Raw genomic sequence first — 15564 nt, forward strand, 5'->3', positions numbered from 1 at the left:
AGGGGTGCCAACATGAATATTGCCTTAATTGCTCATGATAAGAAAAAGGATGATATTGTAAGATTTGCGATCGCCTATAAATTTATTCTTGCTGAACATACCCTTTATGCTACTGGAACAACTGGTTCACGTATCATGAAAGAAACTGGCCTTTCCATTCATCGTTTTCAGTCTGGACCACTTGGCGGGGACCAGGAAATTGGTGCTTTAATTGCCAACAATAAAATGGATGTTGTATTTTTCTTCAGAGATCCTCTGACTGTTCAGCCTCATGAGCCGGATGTCTCAGCTTTGGTGCGCCTCTGTGATGTATATGCCGTCCCATTGGCGACTAATATGGGAACTGCTGAAATTATTATTAAAGGCCTGGAACGCAATGATTTATCATGGAGGAATATTGTAAGTGAAAAAGGTGACATGAATGAACCTGGATAATCTTGATATTCTGGCATTTGGCGCGCATGCTGATGATGTTGAAATCGGCATGGGCGGCACAATAGCCAAATTTGCCTCGATTGGAAAAAAGATTGGAATATGCGACTTGACCCAGGCCGAGCTTTCTTCTAATGGGACGGTTGAAATCCGTAAAGAGGAATCACTAAAAGCAGCTGAAATTCTGGGGGCTGGTGTTCGGGAGACTCTTAATCTGCCTGACAGGGGTTTATATTTTAACCAGGAGTACATAAAAAAGATTGCTGAAATGATCCGTAAATACAAGCCTGCTCTTGTGTTTGCGCCTTATATGGAGGACAGGCATCCTGACCATGGACATTGTGCCCGTCTGGTGGAAGAAGCCGTCTTTTCGGCCGGAATCAGGAAGTATGCAACAGGCGGCAATTTTGCTCCGCATAAGGTGAAAAGCCTGCACTTTTACATGATAAATGGTTTCCATAAGCCTGACTTCCTTATCGATATCTCAGCTTTTATGGATAAAAAAGCTGCAGGACTGGAGTCTTATCGAAGTCAATTTGCAAAAAGCCCTGAATCATTTGATACACCGCTTGTCAACGGTTATATTGAAACTGTTGCAGCGAGGGAAAGCCTATTTGGAAAACAGGCAGGGGTGGAATATGCAGAGGGTTTTATTGTCAATAAACCCTTAGTGGTTAATATGGATATATTCGGTGGAGAATTATGAGAAAAAAATTAAAAATAGGTATCACCTGCTATCCCACGGTGGGAGGATCAGGTGTTGTTGCAACAGAACTGGGTAAAATGCTGGCCGAAAAAGGCCATGAAATACATTTTATTTCATCAAGCCTCCCTTTTAGACTGAAAAGGATGTACCCAAATATTTTTTATCACCAGGTGGATGTAAATCAATACTCCGTGTTCCAATATGCTCCTTACGATATCGCGCTTGCAAGTAAAATGGCAGAAGTGATAAAACGCGAGGGACTTGACCTTCTTCATGTGCATTATGCAATTCCGCATGCAGTTTGTGCGATTCTGGCTAAGCAGATGAGCGGTACGGATATTAAGATTGTTACGACCCTTCATGGAACAGATATTACCGTTCTCGGGTATGATCCATCCCTGACAGATGCAATCCGTTTTGGAATCGAAAAATCTGATGGCGTTACAGCGGTCTCCAATGCGCTCATTTCGCAAACTTATGACCTGATAAAACCTGATAAATCAATAAGAGCGGTTTATAACTTTATTGATGAACGAATATACAAGAAAACCGATTCTGCTTATCTTAAAGAAGAATATGGTATAAAAGCGGATGAGAAGGTTATCATCCATGTTTCCAATTTCCGCGGTGTAAAGCGGGTGCCTGATGTTGTCAAAGCTTTTGCAAAAATCATGGAAGAATTTCCTTCCAAGCTGCTATTAGTAGGCGATGGACCGGAAATGACCGTAATATGCAGGCTGGTGAATGATCTGCAGCTTAAAGATAAGGTCTTGTTTTTGGGAAAACAGGATAATTTGGAGGAACTTTACAGCATTAGTGATTTAATGCTCTTATTATCGGAAAAGGAAAGCTTTGGACTTGTTGCTCTCGAGGCGATGGCATGCGGAGTGCCATGCATCGGCACAAAAGTCGGGGGAATTCCAGAAGTAATCAGCGACGGTGAGACTGGTTATATTTGTACTCTGGGGGATATAACTGATATCTCACGAAAAGCAATTAAACTGCTTAAGGATGAGCTCCTTCTTAAAAGGTTTGCTTCCCAATCCATTTCACTTGCAAAAGACAGGTTCAGTGCCGGCCAGATTGTCATTCAATATGAAGAGTTTTATTATGAACTTTTGGAAAAAGGTGACCTTGGATGAATGAAGCTTTTTTAATGGCAGTTCCTGTGCTCAAGGATATAGAAGCGGCAGGCTATGAGGCCTATTTTGTTGGAGGTTCTGTCAGGGATCATATCCTAGGTAAAGAAATTGCGGACGTTGATATTGCCACTTCCGCTGCCCCTGAGGAAGTAAAAACCATATTTTCAAGAACACTTGATGTGGGCATTGAGCATGGCACTGTGGTTGTCCTATATAATGGAATACCCTATGAAATTACAACTTTCAGGACAGAGGCTGAATATCTGGATTTTAGGCGTCCTTCGGAAGTTCAATTTATCAGATCTCTGGAAGAGGATTTGAAAAGAAGAGATTTTACGATGAACGCCATTGCCATGGATAAGGAAGGGCGACTTATTGATCCCTTTAACGGCAGGGGCGCTATAGAGGAAAAAAGAATCTGCACCGTTGGACAGCCTGCTGAGAGATTTACTGAAGATGCACTTCGAATGATGAGAGCAGTCCGCTTTTTTAGTCAGCTTGCATTCGAAATTGAAAGAAAAACGTATGATGCTTTGGCATCTTTGGCTCATTTACTTGAAAACATTGCAGTGGAAAGAAAGCTGGCAGAATTCGAAAAGCTATTAGCAGGAACCAGCCGGATGAAGGCTCTTAAGGTCATTGGGGAAACAGGATTGTCTAAGTATTTGCCAGCTATGTCTGGCTTCCGAAAGGAATTAATGCAGGCAGAAGATTATAATGCAGCTGAACTGACAGTGGATGAAATGTGGGCCTTTCTTGCATGCATCTTTGATTTGGGCGAGTCGCAGGCTGAAGCTTTTTTTAAGAGCTGGAAACTGCCTATAAAGAAAATAAAAAAGATATTGGCAATTAATAGATGGATTCGGTATAGAGCCAACAACAAGTGGGATGCCTATTCCCTTTACCAGGCAGGGGGCGTTTCACTTAACGCCGAGCGTGTCCGCAACGTAATCATGCATGAGGACTCAATCAGGGGGACCGATACCCTGAGGAGTCAATACAATTCCCTGCCGATTAAAGAGAGAAGTGATCTTCAGCTTACCGGAGATAACCTGATGGATTGGTTTGGCAAACCTCCTGGTCCCTGGATCAAAGCGGAGCTTGAAAAAACGGAGAAAGCTGTCTTGAGCGGCGAATTGAATAATAGCAATGAATCCATAAGGGAGTGGCTCATAAATTGCAATCAGAAATCAGGAAAAAATTGATTGATGCTTTTACGAAAAGCAAGGAGGAATACCTTTCAGGCCAGTATTTAGCCGACCTGATTGGCTGTTCAAGAACGGCTGTATGGAAGCATATTGAAGAGCTGAGGAAAGAAGGTTTTGAACTGGAAGCGGTCAGAAGAAAAGGATATCGGATTACGAAAACACCTGAAAAGGTTACTCCTGATGAAATCAGGCTGGGTTTGCAGACTGAAACACTTGGCCGTCAAATTCATCATGAAGAAAGTGTTGACTCAACTCAGAAGATTGCCCACCGCCTTGCTTACGAGGGTGCAGAGGAAGGAACAGTCGTCATTGCGGAAGAACAGCTGTCAGGCAGGGGTAGAATGGACAGGAGATGGCATTCCCCAAAATCAACCGGTGTATGGATGAGTGTTATCCTGAGGCCGAACATTCCACCTCCGAAAGCACCGCAGCTTACGCTCATTACAGCAGTGGCTGTTGTACAGGCGATTGAAGAGTTAACAGATTTAACACCGCAAATTAAATGGCCGAATGATATTTTAATGAACGGGAAAAAAGTTACTGGAATCCTGACTGAACTGCAGGCGGATGCAGACCGCATAATTTCAATAATCATCGGCATTGGAATCAATGTTAACCAGGCGCATGATGATTATCCAGATGAACTTAAAGAGATTGCCACTTCTTTATCCATTGAAAAAGGCGAAAAGCTTTCAAGAGCAGAGCTGATTAGAGTATTGCTGGGCAAACTGGAAAACCTTTATAAACTGTATTTAGATAAAGGCTTCTATCCGATTAAGCTTTTATGGGAAAGTTATGCTGTCAGCATTGGCAAGAACCTTACTGCAAGAACTATTACCGGCAGCATATATGGCAAGGCTCTTGGAATTACAGAAGATGGGGTCCTAATGATTGAAGACAGCAGCGGGAAGGTCCATCACGTCTATTCTGCGGACATTGAGCTGGATGTCTAATTTGCTCGCCTACAATTTTTTATAGCCAATTCTTTTACCTTTTTGATATACTTTTTATGGGCAGTATCCTTAAAAGAACTGCACCTTTTTGCAAGAATCATAAAATAAATAGAATATCTGCCTAGATCCAAAAAATGGACCGGGACAGAGGGATGAACTGATATATGAGCTATTGCAAAATCCTTCTGCCTTCAGAAGGATTTTTTAAATGTTCTGTTTTTTAACTCATTTGGAAGTTTTATTGCCTCTTCCTGCATAAGGAGGACGAATAATGAAGCAAACAACTGATTTTCTGAAAATGAAGGAAAATGATGAGAAAATTGTCATGCTGACCGCTTATGATTTTCCTGCTGCCAAACAGGCCGAAAATGCCAATGTGGACATGATTCTTGTTGGGGACTCGCTTGGGATGGTAGTGCTGGGCTATGATTCAACCGTTCCCGTTACAATGGAGGATATGATTCATCATGGAAAAGCTGTCAAGCGAGGAGCAAAAAATACATTCATTGTGATTGATATGCCGTTTATGAGCTATCATTTGTCCGCAAAAGATACACTTATAAATGGAGCAAGGCTTATTCAGGAAACAGGAGCACATGCTGTTAAGCTTGAAGGCGGTGATGAAGTCGCAAAACATATCGGAGCGTTAACAAAAGCAGGTATTCCTGTTGTTGCCCACTTGGGGCTGACACCACAATCCGTGGGGGTCCTGGGCGGATATAAAGTCCAGGGGAAAAACGCTGAAGCAGCCAGAAAGCTGATTGATGATGCCAGGGAATGTGAGAGGGCTGGAGCTTTTGCTCTTGTCCTCGAGTGTGTTCCAAAACAGCTGGCAAAGCAGATTACTGAAGAATTGACGATTCCTGTCATTGGAATCGGAGCCGGCAAGGATACAGATGGACAGGTTCTTGTTTACCATGATGTATTAGGATACGGTGTAGAGCGTGTTCCCAAGTTTGTGAAACAGTATGAAAACCTGAACCCGATTATCGGCGATAGTCTTGCGGCTTATTCTGCAGAAGTGAAGAACGGATCATTTCCTGATGACTCCCATTCTTTCAAGATGAAAGAGGAAGAGCTGCAGAGCTTGTATGGAGGAAAAGTATGAGAACGATTACTGATATAAGAGAAATGCAAAGTATTGCTTTTCAGCTTAAGAGGGAAGGAAAGACAATCGGCTTCGTCCCGACTATGGGTTATTTGCATGATGGCCATCTTTCCTTATTAAGTGCCGCCAGAAAAGAAAATGATGTGACAGTGGTAAGCATCTTTGTCAATCCGCTTCAATTTGGCCCTAAAGAAGATTTAGCGACATATCCCAGGGATTTCGAGCGTGACAGCAGCCTTGCAGAGAATGAGGGGAACGACTATATCTTCTATCCTTCAGCAGAAGAAATGTATCCTGTGACTCCGTCTGTAACGGCCAATGTACAGGACCGGACGGATGTCTTATGCGGGAAATCCAGGCCGGGACATTTCGACGGTGTTGCAACGGTCCTTATAAAGCTCATTAACATTGTACAGCCTGATAAAGTATATTTTGGGATGAAGGATGCTCAGCAGGTGGCTGTTGTTGATGGACTTGTAAGAGATTTCAATATTCCTGTGGAAATTGTCCCTGTTCAGACGGTCAGGGAAGAAGATGGCCTGGCTAAGAGCTCAAGGAACGTGCATCTTCTTCCAGCAGAACGCGACCAGGCAACAGCTCTCTATCAAAGTCTTAAGATGGCGGAGTCCGCTATAGCTGAAGGGGAACATGATCCTCAAAGGATTCTCGCACGCATGAAGGAATTCATTAAACAAAATACAAGCGGGGAAATAGATTATATTGAAATTCTATCCTATCCCCATCTTAAACAGCTTTCCCGCCTGGAAGGTAAAATCATCATCGCAATGGCCGTTAAATTCTCAAAGGCCCGTTTAATAGATAACGCTATAATATCAGTGAAAAAAGAAAGCTAAGGGAGGAAGGCAGCATGTTTCGCACCATGATGAATGGCAAGATCCATCGTGCAACAGTAACAGAAGCCAATCTTAATTATGTTGGCAGCATCACTATCGATACAGACATCATTGAAGCAGTAGGAATGGCTCCCAATGAAAAAGTTCAAATCGTTAATAATAACAATGGGGCAAGATTTGAAACCTATATTATACCCGGTGAAAGAGGGAGCGGCGTAATCTGCGTGAATGGTGCAGCTGCACGCCTTGTTCAGGAAGGGGATATTGTCATTATCATTTCTTATGCTCTCGTTCCTGATGAAAAGGTGCCTTATCATGAACCAAAGGTAGCGATAATGGACAGCAGCAATCGGATCACTGACATGATACATGCAGAGCCGGAAAGTACGGTTTTATAATAGAGTTATTTTAGGTGCTGAACTCTTATGGAGCTTCAGCTCTTTTTTATAAATTTTGAAAAGCATTCATTTTTAACTTCGATAACAGTCTGGCTCCAGCGCCTGCCCCTCGAGGTGCCGGAGACGGGCAAGGCGCTTCCGCTTTTCTTATAATCACCGTGAATAACGGCATAGTTCAGGTGGAAGAAAAATAATAAGGGAAAAGCTATTTGCCTTTTTCTTTTTCCGTTTTTATGATACCGTTTGAATGACTGAATATAGAGGTGTTAGCCATGGGTAATAAATATGTTGTAGTGGATCTGGAAACAACCGGGAACGCCCCGAAAAAAGGCGATAAAATGATACAATTCGCTGCTGTGGTGATTGAAAACGGAAAAATCACAGAGGAATACTCCTCCCTTGTAAACCCGGAGCAATCCATCCCCCCTTTCATAGAAGAGCTGACAGGATTGTCAGATGAAATGGTCGAGAATGCCCCGCTCTTTTCGGAAATTGCCCCTAAAGTCTTGACTTTGCTTGAGGGTGCCTATTTTGTGGCTCATAATGTTTTATTTGATTTATCTTTTTTACAGGAAGAATTAATTGAGGCAGGATATAACGGGTTTTACGGTCCTGTTCTTGATACAGTTGAGATGGCCCGTATTCTTTTTCCGACCGCAGATAGCTTCAAATTATCTGATCTTGCACTCCGGGAAGGCCTTAATCATGAACGTCCCCATCAGGCAGACAGTGATGCGTATGTAACTGCTGAGCTCCTGTTAATATTATTAAACAAGTTTAAAAACCTTCCCCAAAACACCATAGAACAGCTGCACAAGCTGTCTGGAGGCTTAAAGAGTGATCTTGATATATTATTGGACGAGCTCATTGCTGTTAATGAAAGTAAGATTGGGTATTTAGCTGATGAAATTGAAGTTCACAGAGGGATTGCTTTGAAAAAAGAGATGAAAGCACAGGAATCTCCAGGCTCCGAATTTCAGGGCTTTCCATTCAGTGATGAGGAAAAGCAGGAAATGTTCATTAAAGCTTTCCCTGCTTATGAAAAAAGGCAAGGCCAGTTTATCATGATGGATTCGGTTTATGGAGCGTTCAAAAATAAACAGCATGCAATAATAGAGGCAGGCACTGGTGTTGGGAAATCTTTAGCATATCTTGTTCCATCGGCTGTTTATGCAAAGGAAAGCGGAAGAACTGTCCTTATCAGTACATATACAACACAGCTGCAGGAGCAGCTGCTGGCGAAGGATGTTCCTCTGCTGCAAAAGATGCTGTCGTTTCCGCTTAAAGCTGTATTGCTAAAGGGGAGAAGCCACTACATCAGCCTTGCGAAGTTTGTTCAAACGTTAAGAGATAATGAAGATAATTATGATACAATCCTCAGCAAAATGCAGATTCTTGTCTGGCTCCTAGAGACTGACACGGGAGATATTGATGAATTGAACCTGTCAAGCGGCGGGATGATTTACTGGAGCAGGATAAAGAATGATGAAACAGCTTTTTTGCAGGATAAGTCGTGGATTTCCAGAGATTTTTATCTGAGGGCAAGAAAGGATGCACAAAAGGCAGATATTATTATTACGAATCATTCACTGCTTTTAACGGATCTTACAGCAGAGAATGTTATTTTGCCTGAATTCAGCCATGTGGTTATCGATGAGGGGCATCATTTTGTTAAGGCTTCAGGGAAACATTTTGGCAACAAGCTTGATTATCTATCAGTTCGGCTGATGCTTGGACAAATTGGATTATTTGAACAGAAACAGCTATATTATAAGCTTGAAAAGCTGGTGGAAGACAAAGCAGAGACACCTGATGATTTCATGCATTCTTTTGAAATCAACCAAATAATAGCTGAGATTATTCATGAAATGGATGAGTTGTTTAGAGTTATAGCGATTTATGCTAAAAAATTTACAAAAGCAAAAAAAAGCGTAAATCGAATTACGGTCCGATTTAAAAGTGCTGCTAACAAGGAGACGAATGCTGTATTAGCGAGTGCGGAACGTTTTGGATTTATGCTAAAGGAATTGATCCAAGGCTTAGACAGCCGTGTAGGCGCAGTTTCAAAGATTAAATCGGCTCTTTCTTTTGAGGAAAAGGCATTAATGGAGGAAGTGGCTTCCATTTTGGATGATTTGAGGGATATGTATGAGGACTTAAACCATATCTTTCACTTGCCGTCCCCGGAATTTGTTGTTTGGATTGAGATGGATACGCGCTCTGCACAAAATGCCACAACTGTTTATGCACAGCCTGTATCGGTTTCTGAATATCTTTATGAACAATTCTTCAGCCAAAAGGAAAGTGCGGTCATTACATCTGCTACTTTATCTGTAAAAAATTCTTTCAGTTTTATTCTAAAGGAACTGGGGCTTGAGGAACAGCAATGCACTATGAAGCAAATTCAATCTCCTTTTGATTATCAGAGGCAGGTTAAGCTCGTGGTTTCTGATGATTTGCCTGAAGTTAATGCAGTACCGCTCGAGGAGTATGTGGCATCTATTACCGAGCATATAATTTCAATTGCGGAAGCAGCGAAAGGAAGAATGCTGATTCTTTTCACTTCGCATGAGATGTTAAGGAGAACCTATGAGCTTATTAAGGAATCAGGTTTTCTGGAGGATTATGCTCTAATTGCCCAGGGTGTTACAAGCGGAAGCCGATCAAGGCTTACGAGGAATTTTCAGCGATTTGATAAAGCCATTCTTTTAGGGACAAGCAGCTTTTGGGAAGGTGTGGATATCCCGGGGGAGGATCTTTCCTGCCTTGTTATTGTCAGACTGCCTTTTTCACCGCCAGATGAACCGATGGCACAGGCGAAAAATGAGCAAATTGCAATTGAAGGAAAAAACCCATTTTCCGAATACTCATTGCCCGAAGCAGTTATCCGCTTTAAGCAAGGTGTCGGGAGATTAATCAGAACACGTTCGGATAGAGGAGTCATCGTGATATTTGACCGGAGAATTATCACCGCAAGGTATGGAAAGGCATTTCTGGATTCCATTCCGCCTATTCCTGTCCAGAAAAGTAATATTGATGAAATTGTCGAATTAATTTATACTTGGCTGTAAAAAGTTCCGGGGATTTTCAACTGAATCCTTCTATGATGAACAAGGCATCTGTTTTATCAGGATAAATTCAGATGATTAACGCATTATAAATTTGTTGGGTTTTTTATTTATAAATACTCAGTCTGCTTTTGTTCATATGTAGGAGGAATGGAAAGATGAACGTGCTGTTCGCCTTTATGCTACTGTTCACGAATTGGTATTACATACCTAAGGATTCACCAGCAGTTCCTGTTAAAGTGGAAAGCATTGACTTAAAACTAAAAAGTAATGAGCTGGCTTTTACGTTTTTTTCTTTATCTGATGGCGAGGCTTCTTTGATTCATCATGGAAATGACGAAAAAGTCCTTATTAACACCGGCGGACAAGGAACAGAGGAAGAATTAAAAAAGCTTCTTGAATTATATGGCGTTAATCGTATTTCAGCAATCATCCTGACAGATGAGGAATTATATAACATGACCAGCCTTAAATGGCTGATAGAAGATTTCGGGGTTAAAGAAATTATAGCGAATGATTCTGCAGTTTCGGATTTGAAGGGTGAGAACGGAATCAGTGATCTTAATCTGCATGCCTGGAATCAGAATTTTAAGCAGCAGCTTTTTCCGGGATTGCTTGCAGAAGTTCTTTATGCAGGTAAGGAACCGGGGGAAGGAATGGATATTTCCTTTACATTTGCAAGGCATCGATTATTATTTATGAACTCGACAAGTCCAAAATCTAAAGATTTTTTCATGGAAAAAGAGTTATCCAATGTTAATGTTGTAAAGCTTCCTGCGTTTGGAGGGAACGATTCCATATCAGAAGAGATGATCAAACATTTGGATCCTCAGATCGCCATTCTTTTTTATAATCCATCCATAAAACATGATTCGAATCTGTTCGGACTGTTAAATGACGCCTGGGTTGATGTATATTATACAAGAAAGCACGGAACCGTCACCATCAAATTTACAGACATTAACTATGAATTATTTACGATTTTCCAGGGCGAGGAGTTCAAATAAACAAAAATTAAACCTTCACGAAAATTCCCTTCGGGAGATATTTTGTGAAGGTAATTAATTTTTTTATTAATAATTATCGGCAGAATCATCATCTCCCGGAAAATGGAACAACGAAAAAGCTGCGCTTGCAGCGCAGCATGACGTGGTGGACCAGAAGAAAATTTATAGTTGTTTTAATACCAGTTAATCAAATCTGCTGTTATACTGTTACTGAGATTATTTCTTTGTAAAATTAGTTTAACCTTAACGGTTGAGTATATAAGTTACAAATATTGTAGAGGCTGAGGAGGAATTCCAGAATGGAAAGCAAAATTGAGGTTTTATCTACCGTGAAGATCCAGCAAAGCCCGGATCTGTATAAAATTGTTGATGCACTGAACAGAACTCTAAAAGAAAAAGACCTGATGTTCGGTTTGGCGCTTGATCAGGAAGACCAAAATAAAGCGATTTTTACGATATATCGTACATAAAAGAGTGATTGAGACATGAAAAAAGCAATATGGGGTATCATTATTCTGCTTGTCATATGCATTGGAGCAGGCTCTTTAATTTATTTCAACAGCATGAAGCCCGTTAGAGCGGCAGAATCAAAGGCTGTAGAGCTTGCGAAAAAAGAAACGGATCTTGCTGAAACTGAAGATTTCAATTTATATCATGGCACTGAGACCTACTATGTCATCGAGGGCAAAGATCATGATGGGACAAGCATATATGTGTGGGTTCCAGAAAAAAAGGGGAAAATCGTTACATTGAAGCAATCTGATGGAATTTCCAGAAATGAAGCCATTAACAGACTTAAGCAGGAGAAAAATGCTGCTGAAATCATGTCTGTGCGGCTGGGAATGGAGAAAAATATTCCATTATGGGAAATTCATTACCGTTCCGGCAGTGATTTAATAAATTATTATTATATAGATTTTAAAACAGGAGAATGGCTAAAAAAAATTGAAAATCTATAGCCTGAGGCAACACACCGCCTTAGTGCAGGAGAAAATCGGGAGGAAGCAAGCAATGGAGATTCAACTGGCACAAAGAGTAAAAGCATTGACACCATCAACAACTTTGGCAATCACAGCTAAAGCAAAAGAGCTAAAAGCCCAGGGACATGATGTTATTGGATTGGGAGCAGGCGAGCCGGATTTTAATACGCCACAGCATATTATCGATGCTGCCGTGAAATCCATGAATGAGGGACATACAAAATATACGCCTTCGGCAGGTCTTCCTGCATTAAAGAAAGAAATCGCAAACAAGTTTAAAAAAGACCAGGGACTTGATTATGACGCTTCAGAAATCATCGTTACCAATGGTGCGAAGCATGGCTTATATACACTGTTCCAAGTTTTGCTGAATGAAGGGGAAGAAGTCATTATCCCGACTCCATATTGGGTCAGCTATCCAGAACAGGTTAAACTAGCTGGGGGAATTCCTGTTTATGCAGAGGGAAGAGAAGAAAATAATTTTAAGATCACCCCGGAACAGCTGGCTAAAAGCATAACTGACAAAACCAAGGCAGTTATCATTAACTCACCAAGCAACCCGACCGGCATGCTTTATTCGGCGGAGGAATTAAAGGAGCTTGGCGAGGTTTGTTTAAAGCATAATGTCCTTATCATTTCTGATGAGATATATGAAAAGCTGGTATATGGCGGCCATCAGCATACTTCGATTGCCGAAATTTCACCTGAACTTAAAGAACAAACCATTATTATTAATGGGGTATCCAAGTCTCATTCCATGACAGGCTGGAGAATTGGATATGCCGCAGGTAATAAGAATATTATCAAGGCCATGACCAACCTTGCCAGCCACAGCACATCCAACCCGACAACAACAGCACAATATGGTTCAATTGCTGCATATTCCGGGCCACAGGATACACTGGAAGAAATGAGAGAAGCATTCGAACATCGATTAAATGTTATCTATGATAAATTAATCAGCATTCCAGGCTTTACATGTGTAAAACCGCAAGGAGCATTTTACCTGTTTCCCAATGTGAAAAAGGCAGCAGAATTGACCGGATTTGCGAGTGTCGATGAATTTGTGAAGGCGCTTCTCGAGGAAGCGATGGTTGCAGTAATTCCAGGCTCTGGTTTTGGCTCTCCGGATAATATCCGTTTATCATATGCAACTTCTCTTCAATTATTAGAGAAAGCAGTGGAACGGATGCACGGGTTTGTGGAAAAGAACATGAAGTAAAGAAAAGCGGAAGCGCCTTCTCCACCCCCGTCACCTCGAGGGGGTAGGCGCTGGAGCTAGACAGTAATTTACATTCAAAATTTTGGACTTTCTTATTTTCTGAAACAGGAGCGCCGGATCATATCCGGCCTCCTTCTGTGTTTTCTATCTATTTAGAGCGCGTAAAACTTACTGTTATTGCTTGTCAATGTGCTTGAAGGTATAATATATAGCGATACATAAGAAGTGATTGCTTAGATTTTTTTGGAGGGAACATAAATTGATAAAAACAACAATTTCTCAAGTTCATAAATATGTTGATCAGGAAGTTACGATTGGAGCTTGGATTGCCAACAAGCGCTCAAGCGGAAAGATTGCATTTTTGCAGCTGCGCGATGGGACTGGTTTTATTCAAGGTGTTGTAGTGAAAGCGGAAGTGCCGGAAGAGATTTTCCAGGGTGCAAAATCAGTTACTCAGGAATCTTCCGTTTATGTTACTGGCAAGATACAAAAGGATGAGCGTTCACCTTTCGGATTTGAAATGCTGGTAACAGGCCTGGAAGTTATTCATCAGGCTGTAGATTATCCGATTACTCCTAAAGAACATGGAACTGAATTCCTGATGGACAATCGTCACTTATGGCTGCGCTCCCGCCGCCAGCATGCAGTCATGAAAATCAGAAATGAAATTATCCGGGCAACTTATGAGTTTTTCAATGAGCAAGGTTTTTCCAAGGTTGACCCGCCAATTCTGACGGGAAGCGCCCCAGAAGGCACTTCGGAACTTTTTGCAACAAAATATTTTGATGAAGATGCCTATTTATCACAAAGCGGCCAGCTTTATATGGAAGCAGCTGCTATGGCTCTTGGAAAAGTATTTTCATTCGGGCCGACCTTCCGTGCTGAAAAATCCAAAACTCGCCGTCATTTAATCGAATTTTGGATGATTGAACCTGAAATGGCTTTCTGTGAATTCGATGATAACTTAAAAGTACAGGAAGAATATGTAGCTCATATTGTACAATCTGTTCTTAAGAACTGTTCAATTGAACTCAAAACACTTGGCCGTGATACGGAGAAACTTGAGAAAATTACGGCTCCATTCCCGCGCATCACGTATGATGAAGCAATTAAGTTTCTTCAGGAAAAAGGCTTTGATGATATCCAGTGGGGAGACGACTTTGGTGCACCGCATGAGACAGCAATTGCAGAAAGCTATGATAAGCCAGTTTTTATCACACACTATCCAACTTCACTGAAGCCGTTCTATATGCAGCCGGATCCATCAAGAGAAGATGTTGTATTATGTGCCGACTTGATTGCACCTGAAGGTTATGGGGAAATCATCGGCGGTTCTGAGCGTATTCACGACTATGACCTTCTCAAGCAGCGCCTTGATGAACATAAATTAGATTTGGATGCTTATAAATGGTACCTGGAGCTTCGCCAATATGGTTCAGTGCCGCATTCCGGATTTGGTCTTGGGCTTGAAAGAACCGTAGCCTGGATCAGCGGCGTTGAGCATGTGCGTGAAACAATTCCATTTCCTCGTTTATTAAACCGTCTATATCCATAATTAAAATTAATTGATAGATAAAGCAAAAATCCGCCTACTGCGGATTTTTTGCTTCTTCCGATTCCCGCTGGATCATTCAGAAGAAACAGTCAGGCTGAATTTCATGGAAAAGTTACCGGTTTTTCATCTCACTTTGGCCACTATGTTCATGATATACTTAGAAGGAGGTGTCCCGAATGTCTAAAAATAGTTTATTAAAATGGCTTCAGGAAGGAAATATTTCAATACCTGGAGTCCTGTTGTCACAGTATAAAGAAATGAATTTGAATGAGCATGAACTCGTCTTAATTCTTCATGTAATTTCCTATATTGAACATGGGAATGAATTTCCCACCCCTGTAGAATTATCTTCCCGCATGACCATTTCTGTGGCTGAATGTACCGATATGCTAAGAAAACTAATTCAAAAAGGCTTTATTGATATCAAAGATAGCTATTCTGCTGATGGCATCCGATATGAAAGGTACCATCTTGATCCGCTTTGGGAAAAGCTTATTGACCAGTTTCTGCTCAGCGGCAAAAAAGAGGAAGCTGTTAAGATACAGCAGGAGGAAACAGATCTTTATACTTGCTTTGAAAGAGAATTCGGCAGGCCGCTTTCACCTTTTGAATGTGAAACACTTGCGCTTTGGATGGATGATGATCACCATGATCCCCATATTATAAAAGCTGCATTAAGAGAATCTGTCCTGTCCGGTAAACTAAATTTCAGATATATAGACAGGATTCTTTTTGAATGGAAAAAGAACGGCATAAAAACGATTGAACAGGCTAAAAGCTATGGTAAAAAATTCAGGCAGAACCAAGCACAGCAAAGAACGAAGAGGGAAGACACACCGTCACAGACAACGAAATCCGTTCCCTTTTATAATTGGCTTGAACAGTAAGCAGGCTAAAGCAGCACCCAAAATATTGAATATAGTAAGTTGGT

The 15564-nt window shown here is 41.3% G+C and carries 16 protein-coding genes; all 16 read left to right on the forward strand.

The genetic code is table 11. From position 1 onward, the window contains the following. The first annotated feature begins 12 nt into the window (after nt 1–12). A complete protein-coding gene (mgsA, locus tag QUF73_25200; protein ID MDM5229413.1) occupies nt 13–435 on the forward strand; it encodes a methylglyoxal synthase in 423 nt (140 codons plus the stop codon). Next, nucleotides 422–1138, forward strand: a complete 717-nt coding sequence (gene bshB1, locus QUF73_25205; protein ID MDM5229414.1) for a bacillithiol biosynthesis deacetylase BshB1 — start codon at nt 422–424, stop codon at nt 1136–1138. Before mgsA ends, bshB1 begins: the two co-directional genes overlap by 14 nt. Further along, complete coding sequence (gene bshA / locus QUF73_25210; protein MDM5229415.1) at nt 1135–2280, forward strand: N-acetyl-alpha-D-glucosaminyl L-malate synthase BshA; 1146 nt, start codon at nt 1135–1137, stop codon at nt 2278–2280. Before bshB1 ends, bshA begins: the two co-directional genes overlap by 4 nt. Beyond that, a complete protein-coding gene (locus QUF73_25215; protein MDM5229416.1) occupies nt 2277–3485 on the forward strand; it encodes a CCA tRNA nucleotidyltransferase in 1209 nt (402 codons plus the stop codon). The genes bshA and QUF73_25215 overlap by 4 nt, the downstream gene beginning before the upstream one ends. Continuing rightward, nucleotides 3458–4441 carry a biotin--[acetyl-CoA-carboxylase] ligase gene (locus QUF73_25220; GenBank protein ID MDM5229417.1) on the forward strand — a complete coding sequence of 328 codons (984 nt, stop codon included), beginning with the start codon at nt 3458–3460 and terminating at the stop codon, nt 4439–4441. The genes QUF73_25215 and QUF73_25220 overlap by 28 nt, the downstream gene beginning before the upstream one ends. Nucleotides 4442–4712: 271 nt before the next feature. Then, entirely contained in the window at nt 4713–5549 is an 837-nt protein-coding gene (gene panB / locus QUF73_25225) for a 3-methyl-2-oxobutanoate hydroxymethyltransferase (GenBank protein ID MDM5229418.1), read from the forward strand. Then, a complete protein-coding gene (gene panC, locus QUF73_25230; protein MDM5229419.1) occupies nt 5546–6403 on the forward strand; it encodes a pantoate--beta-alanine ligase in 858 nt (285 codons plus the stop codon). The genes panB and panC overlap by 4 nt, the downstream gene beginning before the upstream one ends. 14 nt (nt 6404–6417) lie before the next feature. Further along, the gene (gene panD / locus QUF73_25235; GenBank protein ID MDM5229420.1) at nt 6418–6801 is read left to right on the forward strand and encodes an aspartate 1-decarboxylase; all 384 of its coding nucleotides are present in this window, start codon (nt 6418–6420) and stop codon (nt 6799–6801) included. Nucleotides 6802–7073: 272 nt separating this feature from the next. Beyond that, nucleotides 7074–9872, forward strand: a complete 2799-nt coding sequence (dinG, locus tag QUF73_25240) for an ATP-dependent DNA helicase DinG (GenBank protein MDM5229421.1) — start codon at nt 7074–7076, stop codon at nt 9870–9872. A gap of 155 nt (nt 9873–10027) precedes the next feature. Next, nucleotides 10028–10876 carry an ATP-dependent DNA helicase gene (locus QUF73_25245; GenBank protein ID MDM5229422.1) on the forward strand — a complete coding sequence of 283 codons (849 nt, stop codon included), beginning with the start codon at nt 10028–10030 and terminating at the stop codon, nt 10874–10876. A 44-nt stretch (nt 10877–10920) separates the two neighbouring features. After that, nucleotides 10921–11106, forward strand: a complete 186-nt coding sequence (locus QUF73_25250; protein ID MDM5229423.1) for a hypothetical protein — start codon at nt 10921–10923, stop codon at nt 11104–11106. Nucleotides 11107–11175: 69 nt separating this feature from the next. Next, complete coding sequence (locus QUF73_25255; protein MDM5229424.1) at nt 11176–11346, forward strand: YpmA family protein; 171 nt, start codon at nt 11176–11178, stop codon at nt 11344–11346. 15 nt (nt 11347–11361) lie between these two features. Continuing rightward, nucleotides 11362–11835 (forward strand): DUF5590 domain-containing protein, encoded by a 474-nt coding sequence (locus QUF73_25260; GenBank protein MDM5229425.1) that lies wholly within the window; start codon nt 11362–11364, stop codon nt 11833–11835. 58 nt (nt 11836–11893) lie between these two features. Continuing rightward, on the forward strand, nt 11894–13078 hold the full coding sequence (locus QUF73_25265) for a pyridoxal phosphate-dependent aminotransferase (GenBank protein ID MDM5229426.1): 1185 nt from the start codon (nt 11894–11896) through the stop codon (nt 13076–13078). A 262-nt stretch (nt 13079–13340) separates the two neighbouring features. Next, entirely contained in the window at nt 13341–14633 is a 1293-nt protein-coding gene (gene asnS, locus QUF73_25270) for an asparagine--tRNA ligase (protein ID MDM5229427.1), read from the forward strand. Between the two features lie 176 nt (nt 14634–14809). Beyond that, the gene (locus QUF73_25275; protein ID MDM5229428.1) at nt 14810–15520 is read left to right on the forward strand and encodes a DnaD domain-containing protein; all 711 of its coding nucleotides are present in this window, start codon (nt 14810–14812) and stop codon (nt 15518–15520) included. Nucleotides 15521–15564 lie beyond the last annotated feature (44 nt).

Origin of the sequence: Cytobacillus sp. NJ13 (genome assembly GCA_030348385.1) — a bacterium.
Lineage (GTDB): Bacteria > Bacillota > Bacilli > Bacillales > Cytobacillaceae > Cytobacillus.

Coding starts and splice junctions, on each gene's coding strand:
- mgsA (MDM5229413.1), top strand. CDS start 13: ATGAATATTGCCTTAATTGCTCATGATAAGAAAAAGGATGATATTGTA.
- bshB1 (MDM5229414.1), top strand. CDS start 422: ATGAACCTGGATAATCTTGATATTCTGGCATTTGGCGCGCATGCTGAT.
- bshA (MDM5229415.1), top strand. CDS start 1,135: ATGAGAAAAAAATTAAAAATAGGTATCACCTGCTATCCCACGGTGGGA.
- QUF73_25215 (MDM5229416.1), top strand. CDS start 2,277: ATGAATGAAGCTTTTTTAATGGCAGTTCCTGTGCTCAAGGATATAGAA.
- panB (MDM5229418.1), top strand. CDS start 4,713: ATGAAGCAAACAACTGATTTTCTGAAAATGAAGGAAAATGATGAGAAA.
- panC (MDM5229419.1), top strand. CDS start 5,546: ATGAGAACGATTACTGATATAAGAGAAATGCAAAGTATTGCTTTTCAG.
- panD (MDM5229420.1), top strand. CDS start 6,418: ATGTTTCGCACCATGATGAATGGCAAGATCCATCGTGCAACAGTAACA.
- dinG (MDM5229421.1), top strand. CDS start 7,074: ATGGGTAATAAATATGTTGTAGTGGATCTGGAAACAACCGGGAACGCC.
- QUF73_25245 (MDM5229422.1), top strand. CDS start 10,028: ATGAACGTGCTGTTCGCCTTTATGCTACTGTTCACGAATTGGTATTAC.
- QUF73_25255 (MDM5229424.1), top strand. CDS start 11,176: ATGGAAAGCAAAATTGAGGTTTTATCTACCGTGAAGATCCAGCAAAGC.
- QUF73_25260 (MDM5229425.1), top strand. CDS start 11,362: ATGAAAAAAGCAATATGGGGTATCATTATTCTGCTTGTCATATGCATT.
- QUF73_25275 (MDM5229428.1), top strand. CDS start 14,810: ATGTCTAAAAATAGTTTATTAAAATGGCTTCAGGAAGGAAATATTTCA.